The following is an 11525-nucleotide window of genomic DNA, read 5'->3' as shown; positions in this document are numbered from 1 at the left end:
AATCCAAATATCGTTATTTATGAGAGTATTATGGCGATTAATATTTTATGATAACTATCTATTTATTCTTTCAATTATAATGTCGGGGATTCATAATTTGTAATTGTTTCTACAGAATGAATAGTAACTAGAACCTAGAAAGAGCGGAATTCATAAAAAATAAGTGTTTTAAAATCATTGTATTAATGTTATTATTATTATCGTTAAAATAAATAGTGATTTAGTGACACTTCCTTTATAATAATTATTCCCAAACAACATGAAAGTGGTGAATGCTTTGATTGATATACATTGTCATATATTACCTGGTGTAGATGATGGGGCATTGTCGGTTCAGGACAGTATTGATATGGCGAGGGAAGCTGAAAAAGAAGGGATAGACATTATTGTTGCTACGCCACATCACATGAATGGTACATACGAAAATACGAAACAAGAAATATTGAAGAAAGTTGATTATTTGAATGAAGTATTTAAAGATGAGGGGATTGATATACACATTCTACCTGGGCAGGAGACGCGTATAAATGGGGAGATGTTGGAAGCGATAAAAGCTGGTGACGTCCTTCCACTAAACAACACGAGGTATGTTTTTGTGGAGCTTCCCTTCAGTAATATCCCACGTTATACAAGTAAGTTGCTATTTGACCTTCAAGTTTCAGGTTACTGTCCAATTATTGTTCACCCCGAGCGCAATAAGCGCATCCAGGAGGATCCCGACATCCTTTATTCTTTTGTAGAAAAAGGTTGTTATACTCAAATTACTGCTGCTAGCTTAATTGGAAAATTCGGAAAGAAAAACCAAAAAGTATCCAGACTACTTATTGAAGCAAACCTTGCTCACCTTATCTCGAGTGATGCTCATAATACTACAAGCCGAGGGTTTAAAATGCAAGAAGCATATAATGAAATTGAGAAGAGATACGGTTTCTCTATGGTCCGCTTTTTCCAGGAAAATGCAGATTATCTAATAGAAAATCACGTGCTAGCAGCGCAACCACCGCAGCAGGTTAAGAAAAAAATTTTTCTTGGATTGTTTTAATGTGAAAACTAATAGAGTTACAATTATTTTAAAATAATTGTAGTATTTCAATAGAATTTTAGGAGGAAATATTTATGAGGAAAGTTAAAAAAGCTATTATTCCAGCAGCAGGTTTAGGAACTCGATTCTTACCAGCCACCAAAGCAATGCCAAAAGAAATGCTGCCGATTGTTGATAAGCCAACTATTCAATATATAGTAGAAGAAGCAATTGAGTCAGGTATAGAAGACATCATCATTGTAACCGGTAAAGGTAAGCGCGCTATTGAAGACCATTTTGACAACAACTTCGAGCTTCAAGATAATTTAATGAAAAAAGAGAAGTTTGACCTATTAGACAAGGTAAAAGAAACTTCAAATGTCGATATCCACTACATAAGACAAAAAGAGCCTAAGGGACTTGGTCATGCTGTTTGGTCTGCGAGAAAGTTCATTGGGAATGACCCTTTTGCAGTTCTACTAGGAGATGACATTGTGGAGTCAGAAACCCCGTGTCTTAAACAATTAATAAGCCAACACGAGGAGACCGGCTCTTCAGTAATTGGGGTTCAACAAGTTGAAGATGATCAAACGCATCGTTATGGAATAGTTGATCCAAATTGGAGTGAAGGTCGTCGGTACCAAGTAAGTAGTTTTGTAGAAAAGCCGACTCAGGGAACTGCCCCTTCTAATTTGGCAATAATGGGAAGATATATATTGAAACCAGAAATCTTTGATTTTCTGGATCAACAAAAACTGGGGGCAGGCGGTGAGATTCAATTAACTGATGCTATTGAAGAGTTAAATAGTATTCAAGATGTATATGCGTATGATTTTGAAGGCAAACGCTACGACGTAGGTGAAAAGTTTGGTTTTATTCAGACCACTATTGAGTTTGCATTAAAAAACGAAGAAATTGGTCCCGATGTAAGAGATTTGATGCATTCACTTATACAAGATAAAGTAACCATTAAACAGTAGTTTTGGTACCTTATATTGTGATTAGGTGGATAATAGACCTTAATTATTAAAAGAGGTGAATAGTTTTTATGATTTTTCAACAAGAAAGAAGAGAGTTAGTTGAGGAATATTCTATAAATATGGATCAACATTTCCATGAAGAGCATTTGAATTCTGGATTAAAAACCTATCATTTCGTAAAAAGAATGATGGACATTATATTATCAATTGTCGGAATAATATTGACATTGCCTATAGTTTTTCTTACAGCGGTCGCTATAAAAATGGAGTCAGAAGGGCCTGTGTTTTTCACACAAGAAAGAGTTGGATTAAACGGAAAGTATTTCAGAATATTTAAGTTAAGATCAATGACAGTTGATGCTGAGAAAAATGGTGCACAATGGGCATTGAAAAATGATGTGAGAGTTACAAACATAGGTAAGTTTATACGTATGACACGAATTGATGAATTACCTCAGCTTTATAATGTTCTAAAAGGAGAAATGAGTCTTATTGGTCCACGTCCGGAGAGACCAGCCTTTACTGCTCAGTTTAATAATGACGTTCCTGGTTTTGTTAATAGACTATCTATAAAGCCCGGCTTAACTGGCTGGGCGCAAATAAATGGGGGGTACGATATTAGCCCTAGCGAAAAATTGCACCTGGATTTGTACTACATAAAGAATTTGAGTCTGCTGATGGATTTTAAGATTACTTTATCAACTTTGAAAGTTATAGTAACAGGTAACGGTGCAAGATGATAAAGGGCATCGGTAATTATTATTAGTGAAGGTATTGTAAATTGTTAGAAGTTGTATTGGATTATTCTTGTTCAATTTTTTGATGAATAGCCGTGTATAACAACCCCACACAAAATCTGAATTTGCAATATCCTAATGTTTTCAACTGAAAAGTAATTTTCAGTGAGGTTACAAGTTCTGCGCTTGAATTTTTCACCAGATTATTGGACGGAATTAACAAGGAAAGTCCAATATAAATATGCTATAAAGGTGCTTAATATGTTAATTAGACACATAATGGTTTATGTATTATCTAAGGGCTTACCAGGAATTCTTAATTTCGTAGCAATAGTTATTTTTACTAGATTACTTTCAACAGCCGATTATGGTGAGTATGCTATAGCTTTAGCTTCAATTGGATTTTTAAACTCTATCTTATTCCAATGGATTAGACTAGGGGTCCTTAGGTTTTTTCCACAACACAACAAGACAGAAAAATCCAAACATACTTTTCTAAGCACTGTGAAATTCCTTTTTTTGACCATTTCGGTGGTGGTTTTAGTAATCGGTCTTCCAGTTGTGAACTTCAATTCGCAATTTAATGATTTTCAAATTTTCGGGACGTTATGTATAGTACTTTTAATAACTCAGTCATTCTTTCAATTTAACTTAGAAATTGTAAGGTCAGAACTATCACCAATATTGTATGGCCTTTTCTCATTATCTAAAGCCTTGTTCTCTTTGGTGATAGGTATATTTCTTATTGAATTAGGTTACGGACCTATTTCACTAATTATAGGTTTAATTGTTGGTATGTTGATACCAATAATTTATAGCTGGTTTACAACATGGAAAGATACAAATATTTTAGAATACGATAAAGCAATAATAAAGATATTATTAAAATACGGATTACCACTGACAGTTACACTCTCAATGGGAATGGTATTAAATAGTTCTGATCGATTGTTAATAGGATGGATGTTAGGCTCCGAAGAAGCTGGTAGTTATTCAGTATCGTACGATTTAATTCAACAGTCACTTATTCTAATAATGATGATAATAAATTTAGCAGCTTATCCCTTAGCTGTTAAAAGTCTAGAAAATGGTAGCGTAAAACAAGCGCAAAAACAGATTATGGAAAATACCGGAATTTTACTCTTGGCTTCTATCCCTGCTACCGCAGGCATAATAATGTTAACTCCTAACATAACAGAATTAATGTTAGGAAGTGAGTTCCGCGATGTGGCAAATGCTATTATCCCCTTAATTTCTATAGCAGTATTATTACAAGGTCTAAAATCCTATCATTTTGATTTGTCCTTCCAATTAGGAGAGAAAACAAATTTACAAATGATACCTGTTTTGATTGCAGCTATAATAAATCTGATTTTTAATTTACTTTTAATCCCAAGAATAGGCATATTAGGTGCTGTTTATTCTACTTTAATATCATATATCTTTGCAATAGTAGCAAGTTTCATTATTGGAAATAAAGTCTTTAAATTGAAGTTTCCTTTGAAAGATTTTCTTAAAATAATTTTATCAACGTTTATTATGTTACTCCCCTTGTCACTTCTTAATAATTGGACAGGTCTAACAGCTCTATTTATGCAAGTGTTAAGTGGGGTATTAACATATCTGTTATCAATTTACTTATTCGACGTATTAAGTGTACGAAAAGTAGTGAGTTCAAAATTAAATAAGTTGAGTGATCTAAAATGACAATAAATAAAAAAATAAGCATGTTCTTACCATCTTTAAGAGGGGGTGGTGCAGAAAGAGTCATGTTGAATTTGGCGAATAATTTTTGTGAGAAAGGTTACGAAGTAGATCTAATTCTTGCTAAGGCTGAGGGTCCTTACTTAAAAGATCTACATAGAAGTATAAAAATTATTAATTTAGGTGCAAAGAAAGTTTCTAGGAGTTTAGTCCCTCTTATTAAGTATTTACAAAAAGAAAAGCCAGAATCTTTACTTTGTGCAATGAATTATGCAAATGTTATAGCTTTAGTAGCAGTGAAAATAGCAAGAGTAAGAACAGAGGTATCAGTAGCCATTCATAGTGTTTTGTCTAAAGGAGATAACTTCCAAGAGAAGGTTGTACTCAAACTTATGAAAGCTTTTTATAAAGATGCTAAAAACATTATAGCCGTTTCTAATGGAGTAGCAGATCAGGTAAGGAGATACTTATCTATAAAAGAAATTGTTGTAATTTACAACCCCGTCTTGACTGATAATACTCAAAAAAAAGCTAGTGAGTTCAATAATCACAAGTGGTTTAATAATAATCAAAAAGTAGTATTGTCCGCTGGACGAATGAACGATGATAAAAATTTTCAGTTACTCATTCGCGCTTTTAAATTAGTTCGTAATGAAATTGATTCGAAACTAATCATTCTTGGTGAAGGAACAAATAGGAATAAACTAACTTCTATAGTCAGGGATAATGGATTGCAGAGTGAAGTTGATATGCCAGGGTTTGTAAATAACCCATATTCTTATATGAGAAATTCTTCTTTATTTGTTCTTCCATCAAATTATGAATCATTCGGGAATGTAATTGTAGAGGCATTAACTTCGGGTACCAATGTAGTTTCAACAGATTGTCCTTATGGACCTAGGGAAATTCTTGAGGATGGTAAGTACGGAACACTAGTACCTGTGAATGATGTTGAGTTATTAGCTAATAGTATTCTGAACAACTTGAAGGAACCTAAACACCACCATGTAGAAGAGTTTGCGAAAAAAAGTAATAAGTATCATATTGATTTTGTAACTGAAAAGTACATTGATATCTTATTCTAATCTAAGTTAAAAACAATTAACATGAAAGAAGGGGAAAAATGAAACCGAACGTTAGCGTGGTTATGACAGTATTCAACGGTGAAAGCCATATTGATACTGCTATTCCTAGTATCTTAAACCAAACATACTCTGATTTTGAATTTATTATTGTTAATGATGGATCAACTGATAGTACATTCGAACTTCTGAAAGAGCAAGAAAAAAAAGATAGAAGAATTATTGTTTTAGATCCAGGTAGATTGGGGTTTGCAAAGGCATTAAATCATGGAATATCAAAAGCTAAAGGTAAGTACATTATGAGACAAGATATTGATGATATTAGCTATCCTGAACGCTTTGCTAAGCAAGTAAAGCACTTCGAAGAGAATCCAAATGTTGGTGTTATTGGAGGCTATTCGATTTTAGTAGATGAGAATAGAGGAGAAAGATACAACAGGATGCCTCCGACAAGTGATAATGACATTAAAAGAGCAATGGCAAAATACATACCTTTTGCACATACAATTGCTTCTTTCCGTAAAGAGGCATGGGATCAAGTTGGCGGTTATCCAGAAGCAGGGAACCTAGTTGATTTAAGGTTTTGGTTAAATATAGCAAAGAAAGATTGGGCATTTCATAATATACCTTCAATTTTGGGTGAACATTACGTGTATGGTGGCAGCTTTTGGCATAAGTCGTTTAAATATGCTGATCGGCAGAAAGACTTAGCAACTGTACAAAAAAGAGTTATTAAGGAGTTAGGTTTACCTTATTGGATGTATGTGTACCCAATAGGCAGGAGCATTTACAGATATATGCCGAAAAACATTAAGAAATTCACACGTAGATCTGTGGGTGGTTCTAGGGAGCGAGATTTGTGAGGATATTATTTCTTTCCACAAGCATGGGGCAGGGTGGTGCAGATAATCAAATATATTTGATTAGTAAAGAATTAGTCGCAAGAGGATACTATGTTAAAGTACTTTCTTTGACGCCTTTAGGACCAATGGGAGAGAAGACACTATCATCTGGTATCGAGGTGGAATATATTGGTGTTAGTAATAAAAAAATGACTTTCACCACTATTATGAATTTAAAGCGTTGTATTAAAGAATTTCGTCCGGATATTCTTTTAACTTTTATGTATCACGCAAATATAATCGGGAAACTATTTGGGAAACTATTCGGGGTACCAAAACTCATCACCTCAGTACGTAATGAGTATTTTGGTAATAGATTAAGAGAAAAATTAGAAAAATACACAGCTTCTCTAGCGAGTATTACTACGACTAACTCATTAGTGGCTTCTAAGAGTTTAATCTCGAGAAAAATATTTAAAGAGAATAAGTTAAAAGTAATCCCTAATGGTATCTCGTTTAATTATAATAAATTAAATACCACCGCAATAAATGACGGTATATTTCATTGGGTTGCTGTTGGGAGACTCAGACCACAAAAGGACTATGAAAACCTGATATTTGCTGCTAAGTCTCTTGTTTCCAAAGGTGAGTACAAGTTTAATATTGATGTAATTGGCAATGGTGATTCTAATACACTAAATAGATTAGTGGAATTGTGTAAGGTTCATAATGTAGATAATGTAATCAGGTTCGTTGGCCCATCAAATGATGTAGCTAGTGAATTAATTAAATATAACGGGTTTGTCCTCTCTTCTGCATGGGAAGGACTACCAAATGTAGTCATGGAAGCCCAGTTGTCGCAGCTGCCAGTCGTCTCGACTAAAGTAGGTGGAGTAGAAGAGTTGGTCAGCAGTGAAGAGGGAGGATATCTAGTAAAACCAAAAGATCCTGAATCTCTAGGGGAAGGCATGCTGAAGGTTATGAATAAAACACCTCAACAGAGAAAAGAAATGGGAGTTAAAGGGCAAAGACATTTACAAAAAAAATATGAAATTGGTTGTATAGTTGATAAGTGGGAAGATCTCTTTAAAGATGTTATTAAAAAGGGGTGAGAAATGTGATTGAGCTTATTGTATCTACTCTAGGTTTTTGGAATTTGAAAAAAAAGTGTTTGACTGAAAAAAAATATATACTTCAATTAGTGTACAAGAAAATTTATAATATTTACCTAAAAAAATACAGTAGCTATATAGGACATAATGCGAAAATTGCAAATCCGCCTTGCTTTCCTCATGATAAATTCGGTATTTTCATATCAGGAAATGCTTCCATAGGTAAAGACTGTATTATTTTTCAGCAAGTAACAATAGGTACAAACCACTTGCCTGATTCAAAAGGAATGGGAGCTCCTACTATAGGTAACAATTGTTACATCGGAGCTGGTGCAAAAATAATTGGTAAAGTTGTTGTTGGAAATAATGTAAGAATTGGAGCAAACTGTGTCGTATTTGAAGATGTACCTGATAATTCAGTAGTAGTTAATGAGAAGCCTAGGTATATACAAAAAAATGAAATTACTAATAAGCAATACAAAAGAATAGATGGTAAATGGAAGTTCTATAATAACGGTTTATGGGAAGAAGAGCTAGATGAAGAGGTACTGAATAAATTAAATGAGATTTAGAAAATGAGGTATACTATTATGAAGGTAGCAAATATTTGTACCACAAGCTTAAGTCATAAAATCCTTGTCGATAAATTATCAGTATTAGAGTCAAAAGGTTATGAGGTACACTTAATATCGGCAAAAGAGGGTTTCAATAATAATCTTTTTAAGCATAGGAATATCAATTTGCGTTTTGTAGAAATGAAGAGGGAGATAGCCCCACTCTCAGACTTGGTATCAATAATTCGTCTCGTAAGGCTGCTAAAAAAAGAGAGGTATGATATTGTCCATACCCACACTGCAAAAGCTGGTATTATTGGTAGAATTTCTGGTAAGTTAGCAGGTGTACCTATTGTAATTCATACAAGTCATGGGTTGCCTTACTATGAAGGACAAAGCAAAGTAAAATATAAGGTCTATGAGTTTTTTGAAAAAGTTGCGTCGATTTTTTGTGATGCAATTGGTTCTCAGAATACCGAAGATATTGAAAAAATTAAAAGAAATGCGGTAAATAAAGAAGTTTTTTACGAAGGCAATGGAGTAGATTTGGCACTATTAGATAACTATAAACAAAATATCACATTAGATAAAATTCAAAAAATGAAGAAAGAATTAGATATTCCTCCAGAAAAAATTGTCATATTAGTGGGTGCACGTTTTGAGCCCGTCAAAAATCACAAGTATCTAATAAGTTCTTTAAAAGAATTAAATAAAACAAATGACAATTTTATTTGCTTATTAGCTGGTCAAGGTGATTTAGAAAAGGAAATCAGAAAGCAAGTAGTTGAGGCGGGATTAAAGGATCAAGTCAGGTTTTTAGGGTATCAATCATATATATACCCCTTTATTAAAATGGCTGATATAATTGCACTTACTTCTGAAAAAGAGGGTCTACCAAGGATTATCATGGAAGCAATGGCTTTCAAGAAACCTGTTATTGGAAGTGACGTATTAGGTACGAGGGAATTAGTTAATAACGACGTAAATGGGTACCTTGTAGAGTACGAAAATGTAAATGAGATGGCTAAAAAACTTGACAATTTGCTTGAAGATGATTTACTAAGATCTAAATTTGGAGCAAATGGAAGAGAAATATTAGAAAAGCAGTTCACTGAACAAATAGTAGTTGATAGAATAGTAGATAAATATAAGCAATTAAGTAAAAAAGCCTAATAGTGATAATTGTTACATATTTTATCATTAATTTTATTTCTCAAAACAAACACTAGTTGTTACATTCAGTTTATATGTTGACCATAATAGTCATTATACAATAATGTGGTTTGCAAGATGGGTCTTCAAACTCAGGATTTTAAACATGAATCTTAAAACCTGTAAACTGGATGAGAACAGACAGAAAAATAACTCATGAGTAATATATAACTTTTCTTATAAGTTTAAAATACTTCACACCATCTTTGAGAGGTGATTCCTATATTAGGGATCATCTTATTTATGAGTTTTAATTGGCATGGGAAAGTTGCACAACATACTCCTGACTAGTTATCCTTCACTGATAACTAGTCATTATAAATTATTTTTAATACACGGACTTTTAATATATTTAAGTAGTTCTTTTACGAAAATAATTAGTTCCTCTAAGTTCCTAGGAAGGAAAATGAATAATTATATTTTATGCAATGTAGCTTTTTATACTTGATACAATTTGAGCTTGCCAAATACATACACAAATCATATTATATACAGAGGGATCGTGTGATCTTATCAGATTTTCAAACTATAAATAGCTTGCTATTTTATAGACAATCTATTTTTTAGAAGACTTCATGAATTAATCTATTAACTGGCTGGTTAGGTGGTATTATTTAATGACATTTTTTGCGAATCAAAATAAAGGGAATTTAGGGTTATTAAAAAATACTCTTCTTTTTATATCTTTAATTGTTACTATTATATTTTACCGAGTGATTAACGTTAGTGATGCAGTAATACCTCTTATTATTCTTTTCATTTTAATAACCATTATTACTGGTGTTTATTTTGTAACTAATAAAATGTTGAGTGTTTTTAATTTCACCTTCTGGATTTTATTATTTATAGTGAAAGTTATATTTGTATACACTTATTTTATTTGGGGAATGGTTCCATTTCCTGATTCTTTTTTCTATTTTGATACTCTAGAAAAAATTCGAATCTCCGGGAATTTAACATATGGAAGTATTACTGATATAGCTGGAACACCACAAATAGGTTATTCTTACTTCATATACTTCGTAACTGAATTATTTAAAAACGATTTTTCTTTGTATCTAATTAATATTTTTATGTTTAATGTGTCTCTAGTATTAATAAAAGAAGTGGTAAAACAAGACTTTGGGAGGAAAATAGCTAATACATTATTTTTTGTTAGTTTGTTAAGTGGTAATCTATTCATATTTACTAGTTTTGTACTTAAAGATTGTTTAGTGCTTTTTCTTACAACTTTAACAATATATTTGTATAAAAACAAAAAGAAGCCTTGGTTCTTACTTGTTATTCCGCTCTTAGTTTTGACACGTATATATGCCGGTTTTTCTATAATAGTGGCATTAGCTGTGGATGTTCTACTGAGAAGAAAAATAAATAGAAAAACAAAAGTTAGAGCTATTGTTGTAGGTGTGGCATTTGGTGTATTTTTCCTAAGTAATCCTATCTTATCTAGATACAAAGATCTGGTGATTCAATTCATAATGGAAATTGATGTTGCTAATGCTCTGATAGTAATACCACAAGCAATTGTAAAAATGTTTATTGCACCTTTACCATGGAATATTATCGGGGATAAAGACATATATTCTTTGGTATTATTTGATTCAATCATTTCCCTGTTATTTAGTGCTTTTTTAATCATGGCTGTCGTGAAAATGTTTAAATATAGTGACTTGAGAGTTAGAATGTATTTATATGTTATCCCCATACTAATACATGCAGCAGCTCTAGGTATAGAGTACGGAGGTGACTCCGCCAGGCAACGAACAGGAGTCATGTTCTTTATAATTCTAATTTTCATAGTTGGAGCGTTTAATACACAAAGTACTAAACTGGATGATAGATCAAGTGGGATCGAACGTGATCACAACAATTAAAATAGATGTTGTGAATGTCAAGGTCTCAGTATTGAAATTTTAGTTATAAAATCGGTTATCATAAGTGTATGTAAGGCGTTTAAGTAATGAGTACACACATAGATTTGAAATTTATTACATTGAGAAGTTTGACACATTGAAAAAATAGGTGTATAGTTAAAGTTAATTATTCTTGTTCGGTTATGAATAAAAGAAAAAGTTTAGCAACTTTCCCTTGAATTTCTAGAGCAATAATAGTAATACACATGTGGATTTCTAGTCCACGCAGGAGGTAACACTATGTTACAAGGTAACGTTAAATGGTTCAACGCAGAAAAAGGTTTCGGATTTATTGAAGTAGAAGGTCAAGACGATGTATTCGTTCATTTCTCTGCTATTCAAGGTGAAGGTTTCAAAACTCTAGAAGA

Annotated in this window: 11 protein-coding genes; all 11 read left to right on the top strand. The window is 32.6% G+C overall.

The annotated features are described in order from the left end of the window. Positions 1–259 precede the first annotated feature (259 nt). Positions 260–1042, top strand: a complete 783-nt coding sequence (locus tag E4663_RS14285) for a tyrosine-protein phosphatase (RefSeq protein ID WP_338323644.1) — start codon at positions 260–262, stop codon at positions 1040–1042. A gap of 74 nt (positions 1043–1116) precedes the next feature. Continuing rightward, complete coding sequence (gene galU / locus E4663_RS14280; protein WP_135328117.1) at positions 1117–2001, top strand: UTP--glucose-1-phosphate uridylyltransferase GalU; 885 nt, start codon at positions 1117–1119, stop codon at positions 1999–2001. A gap of 68 nt (positions 2002–2069) precedes the next feature. After that, complete coding sequence (locus E4663_RS14275; RefSeq protein ID WP_135328116.1) at positions 2070–2741, top strand: sugar transferase; 672 nt, start codon at positions 2070–2072, stop codon at positions 2739–2741. A 276-nt stretch (positions 2742–3017) separates the two neighbouring features. Then, a complete protein-coding gene (locus tag E4663_RS14270) occupies positions 3018–4445 on the top strand; it encodes an oligosaccharide flippase family protein (RefSeq protein WP_158290506.1) in 1428 nt (475 codons plus the stop codon). Next, on the top strand, positions 4442–5527 hold the full coding sequence (locus E4663_RS14265; RefSeq protein WP_135328114.1) for a glycosyltransferase: 1086 nt from the start codon (positions 4442–4444) through the stop codon (positions 5525–5527). The genes E4663_RS14270 and E4663_RS14265 overlap by 4 nt, the downstream gene beginning before the upstream one ends. Positions 5528–5589: 62 nt before the next feature. Beyond that, entirely contained in the window at positions 5590–6387 is a 798-nt protein-coding gene (locus tag E4663_RS14260) for a glycosyltransferase family 2 protein (RefSeq protein ID WP_158290504.1), read from the top strand. Positions 6388–6410: 23 nt separating this feature from the next. Further along, a complete protein-coding gene (locus E4663_RS14255; RefSeq protein ID WP_135328112.1) occupies positions 6411–7478 on the top strand; it encodes a glycosyltransferase in 1068 nt (355 codons plus the stop codon). A gap of 5 nt (positions 7479–7483) precedes the next feature. After that, the gene (locus tag E4663_RS20200) at positions 7484–8050 is read left to right on the top strand and encodes a serine acetyltransferase (RefSeq protein ID WP_241657211.1); all 567 of its coding nucleotides are present in this window, start codon (positions 7484–7486) and stop codon (positions 8048–8050) included. 18 nt (positions 8051–8068) lie between these two features. Continuing rightward, the gene (locus E4663_RS14245; protein WP_241657210.1) at positions 8069–9205 is read left to right on the top strand and encodes a glycosyltransferase family 4 protein; all 1137 of its coding nucleotides are present in this window, start codon (positions 8069–8071) and stop codon (positions 9203–9205) included. A 656-nt stretch (positions 9206–9861) separates the two neighbouring features. Next, a complete protein-coding gene (locus E4663_RS14240; RefSeq protein ID WP_135328111.1) occupies positions 9862–11118 on the top strand; it encodes a hypothetical protein in 1257 nt (418 codons plus the stop codon). Between the two features lie 279 nt (positions 11119–11397). After that, the coding region (locus E4663_RS14235; RefSeq protein WP_135328133.1) for a cold-shock protein at positions 11398–11525 on the top strand (128 nt) is incomplete at its 3' end.

It is taken from the genome of Halobacillus salinus (assembly GCF_004684905.1).
GTDB lineage: Bacteria > Bacillota > Bacilli > Bacillales > Halobacillaceae > Halobacillus > Halobacillus salinus.
This window is presented reverse-complemented; position numbering and strand designations above follow the sequence as displayed.